The organism is Psychroserpens algicola, assembly GCF_014526325.1.
GTDB classification, from domain to species: domain Bacteria; phylum Bacteroidota; class Bacteroidia; order Flavobacteriales; family Flavobacteriaceae; genus Psychroserpens; species Psychroserpens algicola.
The window spans coordinates 877886-902570 of record NZ_JACNMJ010000001.1; the positions used below are offsets into that span (position 1 = coordinate 877886).

Annotated in this window: 25 protein-coding genes and 1 tRNA gene; 15 read left to right on the top strand and 11 right to left on the bottom strand. The window is 33.3% G+C overall.

Translation table 11 applies throughout. The features are described from left to right. Positions 1-14: 14 nt before the first annotated feature. Positions 15-2015 (bottom strand): glutamine--tRNA ligase/YqeY domain fusion protein, encoded by a 2001-nt coding sequence (locus H7350_RS03615; RefSeq protein ID WP_204344504.1) that lies wholly within the window; start codon positions 2013-2015, stop codon positions 15-17. Between the two features lie 111 nt (positions 2016-2126). Here H7350_RS03615 and folB point away from each other — a divergent pair, with 111 nt between their 5' ends. From folB to H7350_RS03630, 3 genes are all read left to right on the top strand, one after another. Beyond that, the gene (gene folB / locus H7350_RS03620) at positions 2127-2489 is read left to right on the top strand and encodes a dihydroneopterin aldolase (RefSeq protein ID WP_204344505.1); all 363 of its coding nucleotides are present in this window, start codon (positions 2127-2129) and stop codon (positions 2487-2489) included. Positions 2490-2573: 84 nt separating this feature from the next. Beyond that, a tRNA-Cys gene (locus tag H7350_RS03625) sits at positions 2574-2647 on the top strand. Between the two features lie 110 nt (positions 2648-2757). Continuing rightward, positions 2758-3291, top strand: coding sequence for a hypothetical protein (locus H7350_RS03630; RefSeq protein WP_204344506.1), 534 nt, complete (start codon positions 2758-2760; stop codon positions 3289-3291). Positions 3292-3356: 65 nt separating this feature from the next. Here the strand turns inward: H7350_RS03630 and H7350_RS03635 are convergent, their stop codons facing one another. The 6 genes from H7350_RS03635 to rnr form a co-directional block, all read right to left on the bottom strand. Then, complete coding sequence (locus tag H7350_RS03635; RefSeq protein ID WP_204344507.1) at positions 3357-3887, bottom strand: GldL-related protein; 531 nt, start codon at positions 3885-3887, stop codon at positions 3357-3359. A 15-nt stretch (positions 3888-3902) separates the two neighbouring features. Beyond that, the gene (locus H7350_RS03640; protein ID WP_204344508.1) at positions 3903-4253 is read right to left on the bottom strand and encodes a ribose-5-phosphate isomerase; all 351 of its coding nucleotides are present in this window, start codon (positions 4251-4253) and stop codon (positions 3903-3905) included. 15 nt (positions 4254-4268) lie between these two features. Then, the gene (locus tag H7350_RS03645) at positions 4269-4943 is read right to left on the bottom strand and encodes a LysE family translocator (protein WP_204344509.1); all 675 of its coding nucleotides are present in this window, start codon (positions 4941-4943) and stop codon (positions 4269-4271) included. A 67-nt stretch (positions 4944-5010) separates the two neighbouring features. After that, positions 5011-5685 carry a head GIN domain-containing protein gene (locus H7350_RS03650; RefSeq protein ID WP_204344510.1) on the bottom strand — a complete coding sequence of 225 codons (675 nt, stop codon included), beginning with the start codon at positions 5683-5685 and terminating at the stop codon, positions 5011-5013. Positions 5686-5765: 80 nt separating this feature from the next. After that, positions 5766-6137: a YbjQ family protein gene (locus H7350_RS03655; protein WP_235989248.1), complete on the bottom strand. Its 372-nt coding sequence runs from the start codon at positions 6135-6137 to the stop codon at positions 5766-5768. 58 nt (positions 6138-6195) lie between these two features. Beyond that, on the bottom strand, positions 6196-8385 hold the full coding sequence (gene rnr, locus H7350_RS03660; protein WP_204344511.1) for a ribonuclease R: 2190 nt from the start codon (positions 8383-8385) through the stop codon (positions 6196-6198). Between the two features lie 828 nt (positions 8386-9213). Here rnr and rpiB point away from each other — a divergent pair. Genes rpiB through H7350_RS03675 form a run of 3 tightly spaced genes read left to right on the top strand, consistent with a single transcriptional unit; the run spans position 9214 to position 11010 of the window. After that, on the top strand, positions 9214-9648 hold the full coding sequence (gene rpiB, locus H7350_RS03665; protein WP_204344512.1) for a ribose 5-phosphate isomerase B: 435 nt from the start codon (positions 9214-9216) through the stop codon (positions 9646-9648). Next, positions 9649-10560 carry a cation diffusion facilitator family transporter gene (locus H7350_RS03670; RefSeq protein WP_204344513.1) on the top strand — a complete coding sequence of 304 codons (912 nt, stop codon included), beginning with the start codon at positions 9649-9651 and terminating at the stop codon, positions 10558-10560. It abuts the gene before it with no gap. A 6-nt stretch (positions 10561-10566) separates the two neighbouring features. After that, on the top strand, positions 10567-11010 hold the full coding sequence (locus H7350_RS03675) for a GNAT family N-acetyltransferase (RefSeq protein WP_204344514.1): 444 nt from the start codon (positions 10567-10569) through the stop codon (positions 11008-11010). Here the strand turns inward: H7350_RS03675 and H7350_RS03680 are convergent. From H7350_RS03680 to H7350_RS03695, 4 genes are all read right to left on the bottom strand, one after another. After that, positions 11007-11846: an OmpA family protein gene (locus H7350_RS03680; RefSeq protein ID WP_204344515.1), complete on the bottom strand. Its 840-nt coding sequence runs from the start codon at positions 11844-11846 to the stop codon at positions 11007-11009. The two genes, H7350_RS03675 and H7350_RS03680, sit on opposite strands and share 4 nt — an antisense overlap. 65 nt (positions 11847-11911) lie before the next feature. Further along, positions 11912-13546 carry a S41 family peptidase gene (locus H7350_RS03685; protein WP_204344516.1) on the bottom strand — a complete coding sequence of 545 codons (1635 nt, stop codon included), beginning with the start codon at positions 13544-13546 and terminating at the stop codon, positions 11912-11914. 18 nt (positions 13547-13564) lie between these two features. After that, positions 13565-13939 (bottom strand): ribonuclease P protein component, encoded by a 375-nt coding sequence (gene rnpA / locus H7350_RS03690; protein WP_204344517.1) that lies wholly within the window; start codon positions 13937-13939, stop codon positions 13565-13567. Then, on the bottom strand, positions 13940-14749 hold the full coding sequence (locus H7350_RS03695; RefSeq protein ID WP_204344518.1) for a S24 family peptidase: 810 nt from the start codon (positions 14747-14749) through the stop codon (positions 13940-13942). It abuts the gene before it with no gap. 347 nt (positions 14750-15096) lie between these two features. Between H7350_RS03695 and H7350_RS03700 the strand changes: the two genes are divergently transcribed. The 9 genes from H7350_RS03700 (at position 15097) to H7350_RS03740 (ending at position 24596) form a co-directional block, all read left to right on the top strand. After that, positions 15097-18564: a hypothetical protein gene (locus H7350_RS03700; RefSeq protein WP_204344519.1), complete on the top strand. Its 3468-nt coding sequence runs from the start codon at positions 15097-15099 to the stop codon at positions 18562-18564. Between the two features lie 25 nt (positions 18565-18589). After that, complete coding sequence (locus H7350_RS03705; protein WP_204344520.1) at positions 18590-19465, top strand: DUF6734 family protein; 876 nt, start codon at positions 18590-18592, stop codon at positions 19463-19465. A gap of 198 nt (positions 19466-19663) precedes the next feature. Further along, positions 19664-19858, top strand: a complete 195-nt coding sequence (locus H7350_RS03710) for a hypothetical protein (RefSeq protein ID WP_204344521.1) — start codon at positions 19664-19666, stop codon at positions 19856-19858. A 16-nt stretch (positions 19859-19874) separates the two neighbouring features. Continuing rightward, positions 19875-22061, top strand: coding sequence for a hypothetical protein (locus tag H7350_RS03715; protein ID WP_204344522.1), 2187 nt, complete (start codon positions 19875-19877; stop codon positions 22059-22061). A 4-nt stretch (positions 22062-22065) separates the two neighbouring features. Continuing rightward, entirely contained in the window at positions 22066-22449 is a 384-nt protein-coding gene (locus H7350_RS03720) for a hypothetical protein (protein ID WP_204344523.1), read from the top strand. 104 nt (positions 22450-22553) lie between these two features. After that, complete coding sequence (locus H7350_RS03725; RefSeq protein WP_235989249.1) at positions 22554-22697, top strand: hypothetical protein; 144 nt, start codon at positions 22554-22556, stop codon at positions 22695-22697. Between the two features lie 294 nt (positions 22698-22991). Continuing rightward, positions 22992-23210, top strand: a complete 219-nt coding sequence (locus H7350_RS03730; protein WP_204344524.1) for a hypothetical protein — start codon at positions 22992-22994, stop codon at positions 23208-23210. Between the two features lie 163 nt (positions 23211-23373). After that, positions 23374-23886, top strand: coding sequence for a hypothetical protein (locus tag H7350_RS03735; protein ID WP_204344525.1), 513 nt, complete (start codon positions 23374-23376; stop codon positions 23884-23886). Between the two features lie 257 nt (positions 23887-24143). After that, positions 24144-24596 carry a hypothetical protein gene (locus H7350_RS03740; RefSeq protein ID WP_204344526.1) on the top strand — a complete coding sequence of 151 codons (453 nt, stop codon included), beginning with the start codon at positions 24144-24146 and terminating at the stop codon, positions 24594-24596. Positions 24597-24685: the final 89 nt, after the last annotated feature.

The following is a 24685-nucleotide window of genomic DNA, read 5'->3' on the forward strand; positions in this document are numbered from 1 at the left end:
GGATTTTTAAAGTCTTAAATAGCTTTAGCCTCGGCGACTAAAATGTCATTTTTATCTTCTAAAGCTTTTTCAATAAATGCTTCAATATCTGCATTACGTTCTTGTCCGTTTTTAAGTAAAACGCCTAAAGCAATCATCGTCGCAATACGAGTTCCAGCTTTTTTTGCAGCGGTATTAAAAAGTGGTTGCAAATCTTCATAACTGACCGATTCAGCAAGTTTTATAATTTCAGCTTTAGATCTTTCCTGCTTTGCTTCGGGTAAATTCGTATATTTTTTACCCAACTGTTTAATCACTTCAATAGCAGGACGTTTGTGTTGTGACTGCTGCGGCTTATTTTGTTGTTGTGGCTTTGGTTTTTGCTTTGCCCAGGAATCTCTAAGTCCAACCGTTTTATTGAACACTAAATGGCCTGGTTTTGAGTCGTTATCTACATTAAAATAGCCTAGACGTTGAAACTGAAAACGGTCTCCAATTGCTGCATCAGCTAAACTTGGCTCTACAAAAGCATTAATCACTTTTAACGAATTAGGATTGATAAAATCCATAAAATCCTTATCCTGGTGACTATCTGGAGCCTCATCCATAAATAAGCGATCATATTCCCTTACCTCAGCTTTTAAAGCGTGTTTGATAGACACCCAATGCAATGTTCCTTTAACTTTCTTTTCGGTATTTGTAGAATAGGTACAGTGAATTTCGGTAATCTGACCTTGGTCATCTTTAACCACACGTTCCCCTTTAATAATATAAGCGTTTTTAAGTCTGACTTCACTACCTAATTTCAGTCTAAAAAACTTACTACTGGCTTCTTCTTTAAAATCGGCTCTTTCGATATATAGCGTTTTAGAAAAAGGTACTTTTCTCAAACCTGCACTATCATCTTCAGGATTATTTTCGGCATCAAACCATTCTTCTTTATCTTCAGGATAATTGGTAATAACCAATTTTACAGGGTCTAAAACAGCCATAACTCTTGGTGCTGTTTTATTTAAGTCTTCACGAATACAAAACTCTAAGAGCGACACATCAATCACATTTTCGCGTTTCGCAACACCAACTTTTTCTATAAACTGACGAATAGAATTAGGTGTATAGCCACGACGTCGCAGACCTGAAATGGTAGGCATTCTTGGGTCGTCCCAACCAGAAACGATACCCTCTTGAACCAATTTGAGTAATTTACGCTTACTCATGATGGTGTAACTTAAATTTAAACGCGCAAATTCACGTTGTTTCGGAAGCATTGGAAGCGTATTGGCTGCATAATCATACACATGCTCCTTAAACCAGTCGTAAAGCTCTCTATGCGGCTTAAATTCAAGCGAACATAAAGAATGTGAAATTTGTTCGATATAATCACTTTCACCATGCGTCCAATCGTACATTGGGTAGATACACCACGTATCGCCTGTTCTGTGATGGTCTTTCTTTAAAATACGATACATGATAGGATCACGCATTAACATATTGGGATGTTGCATGTCTATTTTAGCACGTAAAATATGCTCGCCTTCATCAAATTCGCCATTTTTCATGCGTTCGAACAGGTCGAGGTTTTCTGCTATACTTCTATTGCGATACGGACCATCAACACCAGGTTGCGTAGGCGTACCTTTTTGCTCAGCCATGGCTTCACTAGACTGAGAATCGACATAAGCTTTTCCGTCTTTTATTAATTGAACCGCCCAATTGTAAAGGGTTTCAAAATAATCTGAAGAATACAATTCGTTAGCCCATGTATAACCTAACCAAGCAACATCACGCTTGATGGCATCGACATATTCTTGTTCCTCTTTTGCTGGATTGGTATCGTCAAAACGAAGGTTTACTGGTGCATTATACTTTTCTCCTAAACCAAAACTTATACCGATAGCTTTGGTATGACCAATATGCAAATAGCCATTGGGTTCGGGAGGAAAACGAAAACGAAGTTTATCTTTTGACAAGCCGTTGGCTAAATCTTCTTCTATGATATGCTCTATAAAATTGAGCGATTTTGTTTCTTCAGACATGCTTTTTAAATAATAGACAAAGTTATTAAATAATATATCAAAAAAACATCTAAAATGAATTGAAGGTATAATTCATATTTGCGTCTTATATTTGTTTTAAAATAGAATACTTTGGGAATAATTAAAGTTGAAAATATTCGTGTTTTTGCACATCATGGATGTTTAAAAGAAGAAACTAAAATTGGTAGTGATTATCGTGTTGATGTTGAGGTAAAAGCCGATTTACAAACTTCGGCAGTAACAGACTTGCTTAGTGATACTGTAGATTATGTGCTTTTAAACAGAATTGTAAAAGAAGAAATGCAACAACCTTCAAAATTACTAGAAACTGTTGCTAAACGCATTATAAAACGTATTTTTGCTGAAGAATCGTTGGTAAAAAAAGCATCGGTAAGTGTGAGTAAGCTTAACCCTCCTATTGGTGGAGATGTAGAAAGCGTAACGATAAAAATGACCGAAAGACGAAAAAACTAAGGGTTTGTCTTGTTAAATGGTAAATTTTTATAAATTTGCTGACTCGCTAGAATTAACGAGTACCCTTTTTTAAAAGGTATCAATGGCATCTTGGCCGAGTGGCTAGGCAGAGGTCTGCAAAACCTTGTACAGCGGTTCGAATCCGCTAGATGCCTCCAAAACCTTCAACCTAAGTTGAGGGTTTTTTTGTTTCTATATTTTTATCGATTTATATATCACGTTTAATTTAAAAATCTGATATTTGGCGACTTAAACTCAAAATCATACTATGAAAACAATTAAATTATTAACCGTATTAACAATCGCATTTTTAAGCTTGACAATTATCTCTTGTTCAGACGATGATTCTTCTGGAGGTTCATCATGTAGCAACTTAGTAGATCAACCCGTTCAAGGTAGTTTTAGAGGTACAGATTTTGTGTCTCCTGCAGGATTTTATAAAGTACTAAATTTTGGAGAAACCACAACTATTAGATGTGATATATACGTTAAAGAAAGTTTAGATTCAGACTGTTTCTTTCCAACGTTTGAAGGTGATCAAGACACTATTTTATTTTCAATTTCTAGTTTTGATCTACAAACGATTACCTTAGAGGAGTTTGGTGAAAATACTCTAAATTTTAATCGAATTACTATAGAAGAAAACGGCCCTGTTACAGAAGTTGAATTGGCTGAATGTGGTACTATTGAAATTACTGCTTACGATGCAGATGCTGGAACTCTTGAGGGTACTGTAGTTGCTAAAGGACAATTTGGAAGTACTGTTAATGGAAACTTTACACTTTTATTATGTGAGGATTAACCTCTTAATACTAAAAATAAAAAAGCCTTTAGAACTAGAATCTAAGGGCTTTTTTTATACTTAAATTAACTCCTTTTCACTATAAAGTAGTCAAGTAGAAGTAAACCACTTAAAAGCAAAACACCTAAAGTAAACATTATATTTCCATAAGGCCAGTGTTGAATTTTAAATATAATGCCAACCACTAAAAGGCAAGTTGTTAGTCCGAAAAATAGATAATACAATGATTTTAAAAACAGATGACCTTTAAGTTTTCTGTTAGAAATGAAATCAAGCCCTTCTTCTATTAACCACCAGATACATAAGACTAACAGTAAAATTTCAAAAATATACGGAAGGCTCATAATATGGAAAACACCTATAATATATTTAAAAACCCATAGTAATACGATAACGAGTTTAACGTAGTCTAATATGACTTTCTCTTTTTTATAAAAAAACCGAATAAGATATAGTAGTAATATCGATATACTTCCAAAACCCATTAAAGGGTTTGCATAAGGCCAATGCATCACTTTAAATAAAGCACCATATATTAAAATAATAACGGCTAATCGTAACGGAAGGGTTAATATTTTAGACGCAGGTTTATTCACAATAATGCATTGAATTTAATTATACCAGACTGCATAACGCTGTCTTCGTAATTCTAAAGCTAAAGTTTCTTCCATCTTTAAAGCTTCAGCTCTGGTGGCTAATGACGGAATATGATTGTATAAACTCGGTCGTAAATAGGATCCATATTTTTCTACAATATTAGACGATAGTTTATAGCCTTTTTTGTTTCGGTAACCGGTTTTGTGTTGTTCAAAACGCTCCTTAGGTGTTTTACTGGTCATACCCACATACAAACACTCTAAAACACCATTAAATTGTGGATTTGCTGCTCTAAATTTTCGGTGCTCGGTAAATACCCTTTTAGATAATTCTACAACGTAAATACGGTATTCGGTTTTAGGCATGTTGTTAAAATGGAATTATAAGCGATGCTCAATTTCTTCTTGTAGTCGTTCTTTTCCTTTTGGGAAAAAGCCCTGAACCAGTAATAATATACCAAAACCCAGAATTACTAAAGCAACTATTTTTTTTGTTTTGAATATAAGCCTAGGAGTTAATCGATTTCTGAGACGTTTGGCAATGGCAATTTTCACTAAATCTGTTAAGAAATAAACTGTGAGCATTGTACTGATGAATACAAAAACCCCATTTTCAGACTCTGTGATTGAACTTCCGATGACTATAAACCCAAGCCATCCTAATAAGACACCAATATTTATAAAATTGAGTAGAAATCCCTTAACAAAAAGCTTTCCGTAGGCGTTCTTTTGAATTTCTACTTTATGATACTCCTTAACGATGGAACGGAAGGATTTGGAAGTTTTTATAAATGAAATTAAGCCATATACAGCTAAAAGTACACCACCAAAAATTAGAAAATTAGGATCGTCTTTTATTTTATTGATTAAGTTATTGGTACTGTAAAATGCTAATAAGATAAAGACGATATCTGCAAAAATGACTCCTAAATCGAATATAAGAGCACTCTTAAATCCTTTGGTAGCACTAGTTTCGAGCAGTACAAAAAATACTGGTCCAATAGTGAAGGCAAGGATAATTCCGAAGGGAATAGCTGCTAAAATATCATCAAACATAAACGTACATCGCTTTCCTACAAAACTAATAAAAATTGGCGTGTACTCAACTTGATTATCAAGCTGTTTAGTTCATATGTTTAATTCGTCCGCCTAATCGTGTTTTCTCGTCGACACTTTCTGGATTCCCATAAATGAATACATCACCTCCAGCCGTTACTCGAGCTGTTACGGTTTTAGACGCATTAACATCGGCTTCTCCAGCAGCTGTAATACTCACAGACGTATTTTTGGTTTCGAAAGCCATGCCTTCGTAAACGCCACCAGTATTTAACGAAATATCTTGAGAGATGGCTTTGCCTCTGGTTTCAATGATACCTCCAGAAATGGCTTTTATATTCACCTGATCAACATCTAATCCTATTTTTAGATGTGCACCTTCCTGAGCTTTGAGTTCTATTTGACTTTGTTCTATAAGTTCGTTAGAAGTGATATAGGCACCTTCATTACCATCAATGATTTGAAGATTTGTATAATATACAGATACAAATGTGCGATCACCATTAAAAATCTTATCGGTTTTCATTCGTATTTTTAAGGTACCATCTTTATTGATTACAACAACATCTTCAATATCGTCGCCAGTAATTTCTACTTTAGGTGTATCGCCTTTAATTAAATTTACAACTATAAGATCATAAACCTTAACTTCATTAAAATCGCCAACTCCTTTTTCTTTAGGGTTTTGAGCTGTTAACAGTGACGATATTACAAGTAATGTGATAGTAAAAAGAGTTCTCATTTAAATCTGGTTTTAAAATATTTACGTTTAGTTTCTGTATTAAAGATGCTAAGAAAAGTTAATTGTTACAGTTTTAAATGTTAAGCTACAGAAACTGCAGTTCCGGTTACCGAAACCATGGCGTAATTACTTGCCATTAATTCAATTTCGACTTTAATACCTACAACGGCATTAGCGCCTACTTGCTTGGCATTATCTCTAAGTGCCTGAAAAGCGACTTCTTTAGTTTCGTCAATGCTTTCTTTTAAGGCTTTGTAATACTTAGACATGCTAAAGCCTAAGGCTAATTTTTTTTCGTTAATAGCAACGCCTGTTACAATGCCTTTGTAATCTTTAATTTGAAATCCTTCGATAGTGTTTGTTGTCGTTAGTACCATAATAGCTTGTTTTATAATTGGTATGATGTTCTTTAAAAACGTTACAAATATTTGCGTTAAGGATGGCAGTGGCATCCTTTTGGTTGTTACCAAAAGATATAACGGACAGCCTGACCTTTAAGTAACGCCCAAATTAAGAAGCTTCATGCTTACCGATTAAAGTAAAATCTAAATGTTTTTTAACCAAATCGGTGTTTTTAACTTTCACAACCACCTCATCACCAAGTTGATACATGGTTTTTGAGTTTTTACCAATCAAGGCATAATGATCTTCATCAAAAGCATAATGATCGTCTTTCATATCGCGTACGCTGACCATACCTTCACATTTATTGGAGATAATTTCTACATAAATTCCCCAATCGGTTACACCAGAAATCACACCGACAAATTCTTCATTTTTATGATCTTCCATAAAGCGAATCTGCATGTATTTTATTGAATCTCTTTCGGCCTTAGTGGCGAGATTTTCCATATTACTGGAGTGGTTACATTTATCTTCGTAAGCCTCTTCACTTACCGATTTTCCGCCATCTAAATAATGTTGAAGTAAGCGATGTGCCATCACATCAGGATATCGTCTAATAGGCGAGGTAAAATGACTGTAATAGTCAAAAGCGAGTCCGTAATGTCCGATATTATGCGTCGAATATTCGGCTTTACTCATGGTACGAATCGTAAGTGTATCGACCAGGTTTTGTTCCTTTTTACCGTTAACATCCTTAAGAAGATTGTTTAATGAGGCAGACACACTTTTTCGGTCTTTAAAATTGAGTTTATAACCAAAGCGTCCGACCACATTTTGTAAGGCTGCTAATTTAGAATCATCGGGTTCGTCGTGCACACGATAGACGAAGGTTTTCTTTTGTTTACCCACAAATTCACCTACTTTTTTGTTGGCTAATAGCATAAATTCTTCAATCAATTTATTAGCATCTTTACTCGTTTTAAAGTACACACCTACTGGATTAGCCTCTTCGTCTAAATTGAATTTCACTTCGACTTTATCAAATGAAATAGCGCCTGTGCTCATACGTTTACGACGCATGATTTTAGCAAGTTCGTCGAGTTTTATAACAGCATCGGCAACAGCTTGATCAGCTTTATAAGGTTGTCCGGTTAAGGATACTTCTTTGGGAATCGAATTGCTTTTAGACTCAATAATCGCCTGCGCTTCTTCGTAAGCAAAACGCGCATCAGAATAGGTGACGGTTCGACCAAACCACTGGTCTTTTATTTCGGCTTTATCATTCATTTTAAACACTGCAGAAAAGGTGTATTTTTCTTCATGCGGACGTAATGAACATGCGCCATTTGATAAGATTTCAGGAAGCATTGGCACTACTCTATCTACCAAATACACTGAGGTTGCACGCTCATAAGCTTCATCATCGAGAATGGTACCTTCCTGTAAGTAGTGAGAGACATCAGCGATATGAATTCCGATTTCATATAAACCATTATCCAGCACTTTAAAAGATAAGGCATCGTCAAAATCTTTAGCATCTTTTGGATCGATAGTAAAGGTTAAATCTTGTCGCATATCACGACGCTTAGCGATTTCTTCTTTGGTAATAGAGGTATCAATTTTATTAGCAAATTCTTCGACTTCGTGCGGAAATTCCATTGGTAAACCGTATTCGGCTAGAATGGCATGAATCTCGGTATTATGCTCTCCTGGTTTTCCGAGAACTTTGAGGACTTTTCCGTAAGGAGAATCGGCTTTTTCTGGCCAATCTTCGAGAGATACCAGTACTTTATCGCCTTCTTCGGCTTTGTTAATTTTATTGATAGGTACAAAAATATCGGTATACATTTTATTGCCATCGGGAATCACAAAAGCATAACTTTTATGAATTTGGATCACACCAACATATTCACTCTTTGCACGTTTGATAATATTGGTAATCTCACCTTCTATCTTGCCACGTTTTCTTCGTTTATAGGCATAGAATTCAACCTCATCGCCATGAAGGGCTTTATTCATATTATTTGAAGCGATGTAAATATCTTCATCAAAATCATCACTAATGATATAACCTGAACCTCTGGACGCCATATCGACGATACCTATATGGTATTCGGTATTAATGATGGCTTTAAATTTGCCACGATCTACTTCTTCAATCTCTTTCTTTGATTTGAGCTGCTGAAGTTTTTTAATAATTTGATTTCTGCTACTGGCATCATTAACACCAAGTTTAGCAGCAATTTGTTTATAATTAAAGGTTGAGTTTCTATCTTTTTTTAAAATACTTAGAATGGTATTTGTAAGGTTGGAAATCTTGTTATGTGATGGTTTCCTTTTTTTCTTTTTTGTCATTTAATTTGTAATCATATTCATTTCCTAAAAGTGTTAGGAATTCTAAATTTTTAACTTAATAGAAGGAGGAGAGAAGCTATTAAGTTTCTGCAAATCTACGGTTTAATTATTTAATGGTGTTTCTATACTGTTAAATTAATAGAAAGCTCTTGTAAAAATACTGGTATTTAATAGTATTCTAAATCATTTTACTTTGTAAATATCATTTCAGTAATACAATAAATAAATTCGAAAGTTTTACTTCTAAGAATAATTTCATAAAACTATGTTATCAACATATATATACATATCATCTTTTTTCTTTTAAAATTTAAAAAATAAAATGATGCTTATTATTGTTTGTTAATAGCGTCTATAACTTTTTAAACTTTTGTTTTGATATATGACTTATAAGAATTACTTAATATGTAGTTAACATTAATTTTACATTTAAATACCTCATTTTAAAGCGAATTTCAAATACTATTAACAGCTGTTCATAACCTATGTTGACAACTTAAATTTGAAAAGTATTTCTAAAATTCTTGTTGGTATCTTAAGATTTGCATGCTGATAACTTCGCTAAAAAAAACGACTAACTTTTTAGGTTATCTGATTTCAGTTTTGGTTTGTAAAAATTATTAGATAATCCTAATAAAAGTTTTAAATACTTAAGATAAGATATGAACACGTAATGCATACAAATAACTATAGTAGTTAACAATTCAAAAAAAGAATGATAGAGACTCTAATTTCAAACCTAAAGTTTATGTATAACTAAGCTGAGTTTCCTTCGGTTTATTTGTTAGCAATTATTAACTTTAAGGTTTTAAACAACACTTCAAAATCATGAACATTTCAATAGGTAACGATCACGCAGGAACCGAGTATAAACAAGCTATTGTAGCACATTTAGAAGCTAAAGGTTATACTGTTAATAACTACGGAACAAATACAAATGATAGTGTTGACTATCCAGATTTTGTACATCCGGTTGCTCAAGATGTAGAATCTAAAAAAGCAGATTTAGGTATCATAGTCTGTGGTAGTGGTAATGGCGCAAATATGACTGCTAATAAACATCAAGGTGTACGTTCGGCATTATGTTGGACTAAAGAAATTACAGCATTAGCCAGACAGCATAATAATGCTAATATTTTAAGTATTCCTGCGCGTTTTACAGCTCTAGAACAAGTTATTGAAATGGTAGATACCTTTTTAAACACAGAGTTTGAAGGTGGTCGCCATCAAAAACGTGTTGATAAAATTCCAGTATCATGTTAAATGAGTCATTCTCATAACCATACGCACAATCATAAAGATTTAAAGGGCCAAAAGCTTTTGATTTCTATAGTACTAAATATAGTAATCACAGTAGCTCAGGTTGTTGGTGGATTAATATCAGGAAGTTTATCATTATTAAGTGATGCGCTACATAATTTTAGTGATGTATTATCTTTAATTGTAAGTTATGTAGCTTCTAAACTAACAAAGAAAAAAGCATCTATAAATAAGACATTTGGTTACAAACGAGCCGAAATACTTGCTGCATTTATCAATGCCAGTACTTTAATTATTGTTGCTGTTATTTTAATAAAAGAAGCAATAGAACGATTTCAGAATCCGCAAGTCATAGATTCTCAACTTGTGATTTGGCTGGCCTTATTAGCTATATTAGGTAATGGTTTAAGTGTGTTATTATTACGAAAAGATTCAAAACACAATATAAATATGCGTTCGGCTTATCTACACTTATTAACAGATATGCTGGCTAGTGTTGCCGTATTAGTTGGAGGCTTACTTATGACGTATTATCAATTATTTTGGGTAGATAGTTTATTGACCTTATTAATAGCGTTATATTTAATCTGGGTTGGATACGATTTATTAAAAACATCTACAAAAATGTTAATGCTGTTTACTCCAGAGCATATTAATATTAAAGATGTGGTTAGAGTTGTCAATAAGTTACCAAAAGTTAATAAATTACATCATGTTCATATCTGGAATTTAAGTGATGATGAATTACATTTAGAAGCTCATTTAGATTTAACTGAAGATATTAGTACGACAGAATTTAATGCGCTCCTTGTTGACATTGAAACTATTTTACATGATGAATTTAATATTAATCATGTTACTATTCAACCTGAGTTTAATAAAGAAGATCCAAAAGAAGTTATCGTTCAAGATTAAGTTATCATGATAGACATTAAAGTTAAAACCTTTCAAGAATTAACAACTCAGGAGTTATACGATGTACTTCAACTTAGAAGTGAAGTTTTTGTTGTAGAACAGGATTGTGTTTACCAGGATATTGACGGAAAAGATCAAAATGCATTACATATTATTGGATATAAAAACACTAATTTAGTGGCTTATACAAGAGTTTTCAAACCTGGTGATTATTTTAAATATGCCAGTATAGGTAGAGTAGTGGTACGAGAAAACGAACGTCAGTATCAATACGGATATGATATAATGAAGGCCTCAATTGAAGCTGTAAAAACACATTATAACCAAACAAAAATTAAAATTTCAGCTCAAACATATTTAAAACGATTTTATAACAATTTAGAATTTTTTGAAGTAGGAGAGGAGTACCTTGAAGATGGTATTCCGCATATTGCTATGATTAGAAATTAATTATTCTCACCACTAACATAAGTCACTAAAATTTCAACACGACGGTCAAATTTAGGTTCACCTCCTAACGGAAATTTTCTGCGCATGCCTACATATTTCATTCGCTTGGTACTTACACCTTTTTTAGCTAAATAATCATAGATGTATTTGGCTCTGGCTACTGATAGATTTCGTTTTTTGGTCTTTCGGTCTATAGCGTCTCTACTATTTTGTGTACAACACACATGACCTTGAATTGTGAAATAAATATCTTTTCGCTCTAATAATGCCTGAGCAATACTTTCGAGCGTTGGTTTAGATTCTGGGAGTAATTTGCTATATCCTGTTTTAAAAAGAATATTGTCTAAGGTAAACTTATCACCCGATTTTAAGGTCCCTTTGATAATATCTTCAACCTTGGGTTTTTCTTCGACTACTTTTTGAACTCGAGGCGGATTATAAGGTTGTACGATAATTTCAACTTTTCGGTTAAGACCTCTTATTTTATGAATGTCTTCCTCTTTAACTAATTTAAGCAACACCTCACCTTTTCCATCGACATTAGTAATTATCGATTCATCAAATTCATTATTAGAAAAGATAGTTTTTATCGAGTTTGCTCGATTTTGTGATAAGACTAAATTATACGAATCACTTCCTCTATCATCAGTAAATCCGTAAATAGATACTTTCTGGATATCAAGCGTTTCTATTTCAGATAAAAAGAGTAGAAGTCTGTAATGTTCTGTAGGCGGAATTTCATATTGATCTGTCTCAAAATACACTTCATGCGTCATTGCTTCTTGTGCGAACAAAAATTGTGATATAAGCAATGCTATGAGTACTATGTTTTTCATTAGACGATTAAAATCCAGAATTAAATATAATTTATTTTCAGATGTTCATCAAATTTAGTCGATGATCAGTTCAGATAACTTAAGTAATTAGATGGGTTTTTTAAGATTTCAACACCCTTTTGAATTTCAAAATTATTTGAGATATAGTAAGTGTATAACCCTTCACGATAGAAATAGCGTTTTACAATTTCATCTGAAAGCAACGACAGTAATTGTGTCTTATTTTGATCAATAGCTTTATTTTTATAAGTATTTAAAGCCGAAACCAAACTCGAATAATTCGTATCTATTTCATTAGCTAATTGTTCTTCTTTAGCCACTGAAAGCGCATCGGCAAAAGCCTTTTCGGTTTTTGTTTCAAAACTAAAATTATTGGCTTTTAAAAACCTTTTAAAATCACTGAAATCAGCATCGGTTAAGCTGAAATTTTCTAAGTCAGTTACAGAATTCTTATAATAGTATTCTGTGGCATACTTAAAAATTAAGTTTTCGTTGACAATTGCTTTTGTAATCGTACTGAGTTTAGTTTCATCTAATTCAAGATCTGGTTGCACACCACCACCATCATAAACCGTTCTTCCTTTTTTTGTTTTAAAGGCATTATAATTCTCTTGTTTAACACGAGTCGCTTTACCATTTTCATCGCGATTCCAGTAATCTAAAGCCTGGATACAACGTCCTGAAGGTGTATAATATCTGGAAATCGTAATTTTCATTTGCGTTCCATAAGTTAATTTTTTTGGACGCTGAACTAAACCTTTTCCAAAGCTTCGAGCTCCAATAACCACTGCACGATCTAAATCCTGTAAAGCACCAGATACAATTTCGCTGGCCGAAGCACTGCTTCCGTCGATAAGCACCACTAACGGAATTTCGGTATCAATAGGTTCCTTTGAGGTGTAATAGGTTTTATTATATTTTTTGACTTTAGATTTTGTGGTAACCACCAGTTGATTTTTTGGTACAAAAATATTTGTCACATTAACAGCTTCTCTTAGCAAGCCACCTGGATTTCCACGTAAATCAAGAATCAATTTTTCGGCGCCCTGATTTTTTAAATCCCGTAATGCTGTAATCGTTTCAGAAGACGTTTTTTCATTAAATTTTCTCAAAACGATATAACCAATATTATCGTTAATCATAGAATAGTGTGGTACAGCATGAATATCTACAGCTTCACGTTTAATGGTAGCGGTTTTTGTTTCACCTTGTCTTACATAGGTGACATTAACCGAAGTACCAGCACCACCTTGTAATAAATTTCCGGCATCATCTTTAAAGTCGGCAACAACAACATTATCAACTTTAATAATCTCATCTCCTGCTTTTAATCCGGCCTTATCGGCAGCATAGTCTTTGTAAGGTTCTACAATGACCAATCTGTCTTTTAAGGTTAATACATTAGCACCAATACCTGTATAATCTCCAGCATTATTAATTCTTGCTGCTTCAACATCTTGCTCATTATAATAATTAGTGTAGGGATCCAAATCTTCGAGCATACCTTTTATCGCAGTATCCATAAGGTCACCAGGATTAGTTTCATCAACATAATTCATGTTGAGTTCTTTAAAAAGTGTGGTGAAAATTTCTATTTGTTTGGCAATTTCAAAAAAGTCACTTTTAAAAGCAGTTCCACTAAAAAAAATAGTTAAAGCTAAAAGTGGTATAATAATGCGTTTATGTAGTAGTTTTCGCATGATATTTATATTTTGTTGTTAGGATACTTTTTTAGAAAAAGTATGTAAAAGTTCTTTCATTTTCTTGTCTACGGAATCAAAATCCGTTCCATCCTTACCAATGTACAAAATCATTAACGCATAAGACGATAAAATGTTGTTAAAATAAGCACTTTTATTAAGGCGATACGATTCTCTTAGCAAGCGTTTGATGCGATTTCTATCTACTGCTTTTTTAAAATTTCGCTTACTTACCGACACTCCGGTTTGAAAGGTAACAGTTGTATCTTCAAATTCTGTTTTCAAATACACCATACGTAATGGGTAGGCTGAAACCGACTTGCCTTCGGAAAATAACTGCTCAATTAATTTCTGGCTTTTCAGTTTTTCTTTTTTTGGATAAGAAAACGACATTTAGTTTTTAGATTTCTGAGACACCAATTGTTGAAGGTCTACAATTTTACTCTCCAGTTCGTGCAGTCGGTCATAAACATCAACAGGTTCTGGCATTTGTTTAGAGGCAAACATCGTCACATACCAGATTTCCATAATATCTTCGGCGTTGATTGTATAAGTTGGATAGTTACCATCCTTATTATCACTTTTTAAGATCAATTTTCCACGTTCTTCAATACGATTGATTACACGTTTAAGTACGACACCATCGTTTTTACTGATAATGATATACACACGACCGTCTTTGATGTCGTTAAAATTTTCAACATAGCGTCCAAACACCATGTCACCATCAAAAAACGTACGTACCATAGAATTTCCTTGAACTTCAAAACAGCGAAAGGTGCCATTGGTAAGTTGAGGCATATGAAAAGCAGGCAAGGTTTCGATATATTCGGCATCGCCATAACCATCTAAATAACCCGCTCTGGCTTTTGCTGGAACATAGACGACATTTTCTTCACCTTCAGGAGTTGTAGAAATAACTTGCGGCATTCCAGAATATGTTGGAGTATTTACTATTTCAGATTTAAGCATCACGTTACTTTTTCCAAAAAGGTAATCTGGATTAATCTCAAACTCATCAATAATTGCAGAAAGCACATCATAACCTGGTTTTGTTTTTTTTCGAGATCCATCTTTTTGTGGTCTTCCGTTAACAATGCTGTCTATAGTAGTTCCTGTGACACCAATACGTTTTGAAAACGCATAATTATTAAGGTGAAAATGATTAATAATAGCGGTGATTTTTTCGTCTATGGATTCCATAATGATAATGCTATTTAATAAAACTTTTTACAAAATGTTTTTGCAATTTGTTTGTTTTAATTTGTAAAATGTTTTATATTTGTACTCTATTTGAATGCTAAGATACGAAAAATACTCAAAAATCAAACATTTGTGATATTTTATTAGCATTTACTTCAGATTTTTATAATTAAGACGTCTTATTAAAATCTACGATGGTTACGTATTCCAACATTTTATGGAATGCGATGAAAGTTTATGCCTTAGTTATTAAGGCTTTGCATTAGGATAAACTGTTAGAAAAGCGAAATGATAACAGTTCCTATAAGGAGCTTAAAAAAACAAGTATAAACTTTAAACAATTTACAATGAGTAAAACAATTAAAAACAATCTATTTAGGTTTGTTACTTTAAGAAATCCGCAGTTAATCGACAAAAAGGAAAACAAGCCAGGATTTGTATTTCATCCAGATGAAAAAAGCGGAACATTCTTTTCTTCTATTACCAATGCTGACCCAAAAGATCGAAAAGACTTACTTAAGCAAAAGGCTGAGGATTTTATTGAAACAGCTTTAAAAACAAGGACAGAAGCACGATCTATTAATGAAAAGCTATATTTATTTTCATCATGGTTAATGCGTCATAAAAATGCATTGTCATTTGTTGATATCAAAAAAAATTCTGAGGATGTAGGTGTATTAGATACTACACAATTACTTTCGGTTTGGGATAATTTAATATATCAAACGATTGAAAAAAAATCAACATATGTAAGAGAAGCTATGATTCAGCTTCTTGTGGCTAATCAATTCTTAGAAGAATTTCTTAGATTTTCTGAAGACCTAAGTGATGATATTACATTTACAGAAGATCAAGAAAAAGAATTTATAAGACGCGCTAATGCTAGTGTAGTGATGTCTAAATTATTATTTAGTGACACTAAAATATCTCAAAATCAAAAACGTGTAGCAACACAAGAGCAAACATTAAGATCATTAGATTTTGGTGAGATTGTAGTAACAAAAGAGCGCATCAAAAGAAAGAAAACACTTCTTAAAGAGCTTAAACAGATAGAGGTTGATTATATAAAAACAACAGCTCAAGCTTCAGAGGCAGCTTTTAAAGTTCATAAAGAACTTGTTGAGCAGTTAAAAGATGATGCAGAGGTTATCATTGAAGAGACTAATCCAGAAACAGGTAGAACCACAACTAGAAAAACCTATCCAGGTCTTAAATTACCAGAGTTTGAGTTTACTCCCGATGAACCTATAAATAAAAGTTATTTATCAGGTAAACTCTCAGATGAATCTCTATCAGAATTTTTAGTCTCTAATTTAGAAAATTATGACACGTTTTCTGAAGTTGAAAAAGCGATTAAAACAAGTATGAGTAATGACCAAAAAGTTGTTATTTCTAAAATGCCAAAAACACCTAAAAAAGTAAATGTTGGTGGCGCTACATTTAGAGCAAATAATCCTTTAGGTAATGCTTTCGATTATAACATTAGTCCGCTATCTGGTATTTATCCTTCCGGAGAACGAGAAATTTTCATGTTGGTTTTTAACTATGTTCAAGATTCGCCTATTCAAAGTATTAACTACACGATTACTTTTGATAATGATTCTGAAATAAGTGAATCGGCATTTGAAATTACTTCAAGCAATATCGATACAACATTTGTGAAGTTATTTCCGTCTCTAATTGCTTTCCCATCAGGAACTCAGAACTATACATTAAAGGGCCAAATTACATTAGAAGACAATCGAGTCTTAAGTTTTGACAAGTTTGTTGATATTAAGAGTCGTTCTAATTTTGGGATGTTTGACGTAAAAACAGATTCAGAAACTCCAACAGAGGTTAGTATAAAGCCAGAGTTGTTTGGTGTTACTAATTTGGGTATTGCCGATTTCAGAAGGGTTGAACAAGAAGTATGTTGTTACGTTCCTGGAGAGGTGTCTCATATAGAAAATGTGATGGCTCGCGAGTACAAAGAACGCTCAACACGTAATTTAGTTAGCTCTGAGGTTACTACCGAAAAGACCGATGAAAGAGAGCGTGAAAATTTAAGCGATACAACCTCAACTGAGCGCAACGAAATGCAAACAGAAGTATCTTCAGTTTTAAATGAAGATCAAACACAAGCTCAAGGTGGTAATGCTAACATGAGCTACAACGGAACTGTCTCGTTTAGTGCAGGTGCTTATTTTGATTCATCAAGTTCAAGCTCTGCTTCAAATTCTAATTCATTAGCTCAAACTTATGCACAAGAGGTTACAGAGCGTGCAATGGAACGTATTGTTCAAAAAACACAAACCAAACGAACCTCACGTATCTTAAAAGAGTTTGAAGAGAATAATAAACACGGATTTGATAATACTAAAGGCTCACAACATGTGACAGGCGTTTATCGTTGGGTAGATAAAATTTACAAAAACACTCTTATCAATTACGGGAAACGATTAATGTATGAATTTGCTATTCCAGAACCGTCAAGATTCTTTAAAGAAGCAATTTGGAAACAAATTGAGAATAATGAAGCCGAATCAACTATAATTATTCCAGATGCTCCTATTCATCCAAATGATTATGAGTTTGCAGGACAAGAATTTGTAAAAAGTGCAGCCGACATCACAGAGGACAATTATCAGGAACTTGCAGCACAATACAATGCCGAAGTATCTGAACCACCTATTCAAAGTACACATATTGGAAAAGCCTTTTCGTACTTAGGAAATCCAAGCGGATCAGAATGGGACGAAAATACATCTGAAGCTGTCGAATTAGAGATTCCAGAAGGATATTATACCGTTTATGCTAAGGCAAATTGGTATGATAGTGCAGATAACCATATTAATAATTCGGTAGTATTAGTAGGTGAAAAAAGAATTCTTTTCAATTCATCATCATATCCTGTTTCTGTTTTTCTTCCTCCTTTTATGCCAACTTTAATTGATAACTATACAGAAAAAATTCCTATTTCAGTATCTCAATTAGGTAACTTATCTGGTAGTGTTAATGTGAGTATAGGTATAAACAGACTGCCTGAAACTTTAGAAAAATGGAAAAACGAGACTTATCATGCAATTATGAATGCTTATAATGAACGTTTACAAGAATATAATGATGCACAAAATCAAGATATTATTCCTTTTGTGGATAAAGAAAAAATTCAATTTAACCCACTGCATAACCGAAGTCTTGAGAAAAACGAAATTAAGCGTATCGCAATCGAACTTCTAGCTAAACCTTATGAGGTTGTTACAGCAAAAGACGATTACATTTCAGGTTCAAACTTGAGAGTTCAAAGAGACCAAGCATTTCAAAACCACGCATCTGCTGTGAAGTTTTTTGAGCAAGCTTTTGACTGGGATATTATGGCTTATATTTTCTATCCGTATTTCTACGGAAAAGAAGCTAACTGGAAAGAATTGTTCCAGGCACAAGATGCTGCCGATCCATTATTCCAAGCCTTTTTACAATCAGGAATGGCGAGAGCCGTAATACCAGTTAGACCAGGCTTTGAAGATGCTGTGAATTGGTATATGGAAACAGGAGAAATCTGGAATGGTCAAGGCTTAGTTGTTGACCAAGATGATGATCTCTACGTATCTGTGGCTGAAGAAATGCAAACTATTGAAGGTGTTGTAGAAGGTACTTGGGAAACAAGATTACCTACAGCATTAACAATTTTACAGGCCGAATCTGCATCTCTTCTTGAAGGCGGATTGCCATGTTTTTGTGACGAATATTCTAATGATAATACAATTATGTCAAGTTCAGAGCTTTTAAGTGGTGATGATGGTACTGCTGGTGTTGGTGTTGATCTTTTAGACTAATGTTTAACTGAAATAGTATACCATAATGGAAGCAAAAACACATCAAATAGATAAGATTGTATACTCGCTGTGGACAAAGCCTAGCGGAAATATACTTAAAAATGCAGTGAATTGGCACTCACCAAAAGCACAACTTGCGTGTTTAGCGCTGTCTGTATTAACATCTAAAGCGTTTTTTTCTGAAATTGAACTGGTAACAGATAGTGAAGGTTGGGAAGTGATTAAGCAACTCAACCTTCCTTTCACCTCTGTGAAGACAATTTTAGATGATATCCCAGAGTCACAATATGATTTTTGGGCATTAGGAAAAATACATGCATACAAAGCACAAGACAAACCCTTTGTGCATTTAGATAATGATGCAATTCTATGGAAAGGTCTTCCAAAATGGGCACTAGACGCACCAATTTTTGTACAAAATACTGAAGACAAAAACTGGTTTAAAAGCGCTTATGCATCAGAAATTGAACATGCCACAAGCATACTCAGTTATTTTCCAAAAAACTGGAACAAGACTAAAGAGGCATATTGTACAGGCATTTTCGGAGGTACAGATCTCGATTTTATTCAGCGGTATTGCAAAGAAGCTTTAAAGTTTATCAATGATAAACGAAATGCAGACGCATGGAAAACCATTGAAAACAAAGGATCATATTGTATCATTTTTGAGCAATATATTTTGGCTTGTCTTATACAATATTATAAAAAAGATACGGTATTTTTTGATAAGTATTTAAATAAAAAACGCTTGCGAAATTTAGGCTACACGCATATTTGGGGAGCAAAAAATGATAAAAATATCGAAGCAATTTTATTAAAGCGATTAAAACAAGAAGACCCAAAAACACTAGAACGCGTGCTTAAACTTTTTAAGCAAAAAGCAGATATAAAAGCTGCATAGCAAGTCTCATAAATCAAGTCATAATTCACAACCGAGATTAAACCCACTCTGGATAAGATATTATACACTAAAGTAAGCTTTGGTTAGGGGTTTTATGGCTTGATTTTATATGAGAATGATAAAGACAATTATGAATAACGGCGTAACCCAAACTCTATTAAAGACTATCGTTAGAACCGTTTTAAAATATAGAAAATTATGAGTATAAATTTTGAATTAGCAGAGACGCTTGGTTATGAGTCAGGCTTTGAGCCTCCAACCAAATTAAGTGTTGCAGAAAGAGTAGAAATTGTTAATAAAAAGAGATTTATTGAGGCTATTAAAAAAGCCATGAATAATCGTAGTAGGTATTTTAGTCATTTAAAAAAAAAATTACACCAACAAGGCTTTTAATACCTCTGTAAACCCGTTGAACTTTGAAGAACTAAAAGGCTTAAATTATGGTAAAATTAAAATTATTGGCTTTAATATATTCAAAGAAGCAAGTGAAAACGAATCACTTCAAATTAACTTAAAAAAGTATAAAGTAAAGCTTCAAAAACTAGATCCAGTTCGTGAAGTACATTCTTATGTTATTTCATTTGAATATAAAGAATGCCCAGACTATAAACTTTGGATATTTGTAAATGATACTGAGACACTTGAAATATTACAAAAAGCTTGGTTTTTAAGTAAAGAGGATATAAAGATCCATCGTAGCTGGTTAGAAGAGTTTCGAAAGAATAAAGGAGATGTTGATATATTAGATTGGCTATACCTCAATGCACCTATACGTATCATGCGTTTTGTAGGCATTAATCAGATGCTTAATGACCTAACCAGCTTATTAGGTCATAGCGTGGATACTTTTGGAACAGACGAAGAAACTGCTGTTACGAGGTTGCTTCAAGCCCTTTATAAAGAGATTGAGTTTTTTGAAAATTACGAGAAGCAACAAGGAAGAAGTTCTAAGAATCATAACGATGAATTTCTTAATCAATTAATAAGTAGCAAGTATATGAATACCTTTGCTGAATTTAAAAATGGTGATGGCAGAGAAGTTGATTTAAACCTTTTAGAATCCCTATCTGTTAGATTGGATGGAGATAATTATAAAGCTTTTTTACAGTTTATTTGGAGTATATGGAAAAACTCGACTTATGCAATATTCGACCCAGTATTAAACCCTTATATAAATCCATCAAAGAATAACAAAGGCGTCGATACTATTGGACCAATGTCGCTTGGTTATCGCTCCAATAAAAGCATGGGGTTTCATACAGATAACGCTGAAATTGAGCGTATTGGCGGCAATAAAATCAAAGTAGATATTAACATAAAAACAGGTGTTTTTGACCATATCGAAGTGGATCTTTATGGCGTTGATGGAGGGAGCGCTACGCTGTCTACAGAACGAGAAATAAATCATATTTACATGTACCATTATTTTTCACCCATATCTATTTCAAAAGCAGAGAACCCTACTTTTATTTTTGAAGACAAAGACCAAAAAGAACAAACATTTACTTTTTTACCCGCATTTATTCTTCTAGAACGCGAGAAAAAGGCCTTTTGGGAAAATATAGTAGTTGGAGCAGAATATACAGTTGATCTCATTACCTCCCTCTCTGGTTTTGCTAATATTCTAAAAGTAGGTAGACTGGCTAAAATACTCAAAGCAGGCCATTCTCTAAGATACAAAACTAAAGCTGCCACCAATACCCTTAAAGGGGTAAAAGCTTTCGCAGGAGCGATAGAGATATCTAGTGGCGTTGGTAATATCTTAATAAAACTCTTAGGGTTTAAAGACTCAGAATTAGGTAAGGCTATAAGTAAATATTTATTTTATTTTGAAATGTTATCTTTAAGTGGCGAATTAACGTTTGCCCTTGATGTTGCCTTAAAGAAGAGTGCGAAAGAGGTTTTAGATAAAGTAAATGATTCAAAAAAGGGTTTAGATGGCATAGTCATTGATGACAATGGAGCAAAGCGTAAATTATCTGATACTGAAATAGAGGAGGTTGTTGAGTATTTAGAGGAAGTATCTGAGTTGAAGGCAAAAAAAAGAACTCAATTTAAAGAATTTCTAAAAAAATGGGAAGGAAAAAGTATTGTCAATTTGACAAGAAAAGAAATAGCTGATAATTTAAAGGGGTTTACAGAACAAGCAAATAAAGTTGCAAAAATAGTAGAAGATGGAGTTTTTGAGTTTTCAATTTTAAATGAGAAAGCCTTTAAAAAAAAGTATCTTGACATAGGAGGAGAGGAAGCTGATTATACCAAATTTAAGATTGAAGCCTTTTCCTATGGTGATGAGAATTTTTTTAGATCCACAAAGTCTGTAGGAGAGTTTATGAGTGAATTAGTACACGAAGGCACACATACACTAGACTATCTTAAAAAAGAGGCGCTTATAGAAAGTGCTAAAACACTAAAAGGAACTGATAGGTTAAATAAATTGAAAAATATATATAAACAATTTGGAGATAATCATTCTTATGAAAAACGAGCCTATTTCCATGAACGAGCTTTTCAAGAAGCAACGGGGTTAGAAACGGAGTATACAAGTATAGAAGATATGATAGATCATATAAAATATAGTTATAAAAAAAATTAAAGATATGAGACAAGAAATTACAGAATTATTTAATGAAATGATAGCTTATGTTAGAGACATTAATATTGAGCTACCAGAAAGACACTTATCCAAAGCATTTATTGAAATGAAATCACCTGATTTTGGGTTATCAACAAAATCCTTAATACAATGGATAAAAAGGATAAAAAAAGATTTACGTCTTGAAATTTATGAATTTAAAGACGTAAAGCAGGATAAATTTGAGTCTCTTTTTAAATATTGTCCACTTCTAAATGATGTTTTTATATTGAATAAAAATAGCATCGTTTGGAATGAAACTCTTACTAATGAGGAAATATTAGAGATTATAGATTATGTTGATATCAATTATCAAATTACCTTAAGGGTTAGGTATCGAGAAGAATAGTGTTAAAACTAATCCCTCGCTAGCGCTCGTCTGTGACGAGTGACGGTAAGAGTAAATAACTAAAACCTACAATATATTCATTGTAGGTTTTGTATTTTAGAGATATGAGCAGAAAATACAAGTTTCACAATAAGTCAGTTGAGAGTGGATTTGTGACCAACCCAATAGACTGGAAATATTCTAGCGCTAGTAACTTTCAAGACGACCAAAGTGTGTTAGAGATTGATGATGCTGGGTTTTTAGGGTGATTAAACTTAAATGCACTCGTCACAGACGAGCGCTAGCGAGGGGCATTAAAAGACAGTGCTAAAAACACAGATGAAGCCAAGCGAATTGATGAAGTTGTTGAGCATTTAGAGAAGCTTTCCAGAGGAATTAACAAAAGCGTTAAAAGAAAAAAACGACTTGCTAGGACTCAAAAAGAAGGATCAATTCATCAGTCGTTTTTCCAAAACTTAGAAGTCAACCTTAAGCAAGAGGAAACAACAAACCTAATTTCTGGACAAACTAAAGACTATACTTGTGTAGCAAATTCCTTAAGAATGGTATTGTCTGATGCAGGGAAAATAGAGTTTGAAGATACTTTAGCGGAAGCTCTTAAAACCGACAAAAATGGCGCGCGTGTTGCTGACATTCCTAAAGCCTTGGATGATATAGGCATTACAGATGTAATTGTTACTAAACACATCAAAAATGTTACTTTTGGGATATTAGAAAAAGCACTAAAAGACCCCTCGCTAGCGCTCGTCTGTGACGAGTGACTAAAGAGAAAAACAAAGCTACAATGTAATTCATTGTAGCTTTTGTAATTTTATGAGTATTATGACCTAAGGTTTTGTAATACTTATAATTGTTAAATACCACACGGATTGTAAATCCGCGCGATTAGGTTTAAAAAACCCACAGCATTAAAAACAAATTAAAATGACGGAAATTGAACGTATAAAAAACAACAATAATGGAGAGCTGCCAGAAGAAAGCTACAGATATATAATAGTTGAAAATATAGATAACCCTGAAGAAGCCTTGACTATATTTAAGAAAAGTATGTTAGCGATTTTAGAAAACAAGCATATAGCCTGGGATAGTCCTAAATGGGAAAAATTATTCCCAAAAGAAGTTGTGTCGTTTACTAACCAATTAGAAGATGATGATTATAAAGATGAATTATTATCTCATATTTCCCATTTCGTGGATGATATTTTAGACGTTAGAAACTGGCAGTGGTATAGCTCACAATTGTATGACGATGGATTTGAGGTGGTAATTTTAGGTAGAGATATAGGCGGAATAGCTTTACGTCTATTGCACCATCAAGGGATACCACATTCTAGTTTAGCTAGTGGCGACGAAAAAACAAAATACAATGTTATTAGATCCGGTTTGGATGTATTAACATATAAAACATGGAACCCACAAACATTAGAGTTAAAGTAAGACAGATTAGATATCCCTCGCTAGCGCTCGTCTGTGACGAGTGACTAAAGAGAAAAACAAAGCTACAATGATTACATTATAGCTTTTGTAATTTTATGAGTATTATGACCTAAGGTTTTGTAATACTTATAATTGTTAAATACCACACGGATTGCAAATCCGCGCGATCGGGTCAGATTACCTATTGAGAAGTATAAAAAAAACAAGCTTAGAGGAATCTTTAAAGTTTTATAAAGAATTAATGAAAATATAAAATCATGAAAAAATTATTTGAAATATTAAAAAAGGTAGAACAAGAATCTATTGAAAATATTATTTTAGGCTTAAATGAAAAAGTGGATAAAAAAGGTTTAAATGAACTAGAAATAAATAATATTTCTGAATTAGAAGAATATATAATATCAGGAAGACATTACCAAGAAATCTCTCAAGGTGCAGAGTTTGATGTTTTGTTTTCTATGAAGCATCCAGAAAATTATATAATTACAGATGCTAAACTTTCAGAAATACGTATCGGAAGAGGGCAAGAAGTTGATGTTTTACCTGAAGACACCCCAGGCGAATGTTTAATAAAGTTCGAAGGGAATAAGCCAGAAATGCTATCAAAACTAAATATATGGGGAGAACAGTTTAACGAGGAGAAAAATGATTTTCTCTATTTGACATCGCAACCTGTTATGAATAGAATCACAGAGCTTCTTAATAAATAAGGCCCTCGCTAGCGCTCGTCTGTGACGAGTGACTAAACATAAAAACAAAGCTGCTAATGTTAATCATTGCAGCTTTTGTACTTTAGTAC